General features: G+C 34.4%; 3 protein-coding genes and 1 pseudogene. All 4 read right to left on the bottom strand.

Annotated elements, in window-relative coordinates:
• A partial coding sequence (locus tag EAH81_RS27220; RefSeq protein ID WP_140512114.1) for a hypothetical protein occupies positions 1–196 on the bottom strand: 196 nt, incomplete at its 3' end.
• Positions 197–204: 8 nt separating this feature from the next.
• The gene (locus EAH81_RS27215) at positions 205–960 is read right to left on the bottom strand and encodes an RHS repeat-associated core domain-containing protein (protein WP_241676673.1); all 756 of its coding nucleotides are present in this window, start codon (positions 958–960) and stop codon (positions 205–207) included.
• Positions 961–1,028: 68 nt separating this feature from the next.
• A complete protein-coding gene (locus EAH81_RS27990) occupies positions 1,029–1,280 on the bottom strand; it encodes a hypothetical protein (RefSeq protein ID WP_241676674.1) in 252 nt (83 codons plus the stop codon).
• 3 nt (positions 1,281–1,283) lie between these two features.
• Positions 1,284–1,421 (bottom strand): annotated as a pseudogene (locus tag EAH81_RS28055) (IS1-like element transposase); the annotation flags it as partial.
• Positions 1,422–1,771: the final 350 nt, after the last annotated feature.

The following is a 1,771-nucleotide window of genomic DNA, read 5'->3' as shown; positions in this document are numbered from 1 at the left end:
GATTTGGATCTCCTAAAAATCCAATATCTTCATAATGTTGGGCTAAATCATATTGCGCATCAGTATTACCCGAATAAGCTAATTTTCTTATTTTATAGATGTATTCGTTGTAAAAAGTCAACTTCTTTTCTTCAGACAATTCAACTTCCGAATAAAGCATTAAAAGTATTCCTCTAGTTTCTTTATATGTATTCATATCTTGTTTTATTTACCTGGATAACCTGGAGGTGCTGGTTTGGAAACTACTTTACCAGTATGGCTGTTTTTTTCTAAAACATTTCCTGGCTTATTGGGATCCGGTTTTAATTTTTTAAAGGGGTTGTCAGTTCCTGATGCTTTTCTTGTTTGTCCTCTTTCCCCTTTTCCTTTACTCATAGAATCATAATGACCCACAGTTGTTGCATTTGGATTACTATAAGTTTCTGATAACTCAACTAGTACAGCACCTCCTGCTGCTACTTGACCTACAACTTCAACAACTCCAGCAACTACATCTGCAACAGGATTTTCGGGACCTAATCCAATTACTATTACAGCAAGAGCAGCTGTATTAGCTCCCCTAGAAATTTTTGAAGACAGAGGCAAAGGTTTAGGACTTTCTACAACAACTTCTTTTAAAATTGTTGTTTTAGTTCCATCAGGATTATATTGAGTACTAGTTCCATCGCCATTAGGAGTGACGGTATTATCAGGGACATAATTTGCTGTATCTCCGTGAAGTCTTGTCGCATCATCTTGGTTGTTCACTTTAGGATCCCAAAAAGTTTGACCTCCTTGATTTACCCAACCAGATAGGACGTTATTACTATCCGCCATCATCCCATCAGGGTCGATATAATAAACCGGATTGTTGAAGCAAAAAGCAAATGGAGAATAGTCTGGAGCATCTTCCGCTAGTGGATCAATATTCATCCATCGACCAAGTGCAGGCTCATAATTCCTCGCTCCATAGTCATACATATTAAGCCCCAGCTCATCCTGCAATTCTTTACCGTTGTACTTATACTTATAAGGGTTTACGGTTGTTTTTACAAGGTTTTACCTGTTAAATAAAATAATTTTAAGAACATGATTTTGCAGGATAAACTTAATGTTTTATTGGTAGGTTTCCCAACATTAAAACTCACAACTGTCTTAGAATTCTTTTCCAAGGCATAAACCAGCCATATATAATTTTTCTTGTGTCTGATATAAGTGCACAGTTTATCGACTTCATAAGTTTTACCTTTACTGATAAATGGTTTGCTAATACTTCTGGCAATTGATACAATTCTTTTCAATAATGTTGTAGTTGAAATTTTTAATATTCTTGCGGTGCTTCTTATTCCTAGTCCTTCTTTTGTGAACAACACTATCTCCTGATTGATATCCCTTTTGTAGGCGTTGTAGCTATAGTTAATCTGCTGTCTTCTTTGACACACACAACTAGACTGCCCCCAAAAAGTTAGACACTATTTGGGGGCATTTTTATGGGAAGAGATGTAAAATATAATAATGAATTTAATCTTCTTTTTCAGTTAGTTAAGTGGTTAAATTATAAAAACACCTAATCTGTAACACTAGCGATTTCTTGCGCCACACGAAAGGATTCGTGCGGGAGCGGGGATAATTTTTTCAGTTAGTTACATTACTATTTTGTAAAAATATCTAATATCTAGCATTAACCTTTTTGAGTATATTTTAAGTAAATTTCCAAGGAATCTAAATAATCAGTTTTAGTTTCAATTATTCTTATTTTATCAAATTTATAATTTTTAACAAATCCTGACAT

The sequence above is a fragment of the Flavobacterium pectinovorum genome (genome assembly GCF_006438875.1).
GTDB lineage: Bacteria > Bacteroidota > Bacteroidia > Flavobacteriales > Flavobacteriaceae > Flavobacterium > Flavobacterium pectinovorum_A.
The sequence above is the reverse complement of the archived record's forward strand: the minus strand, read 5'-3'. Positions and strand labels throughout refer to the sequence as shown.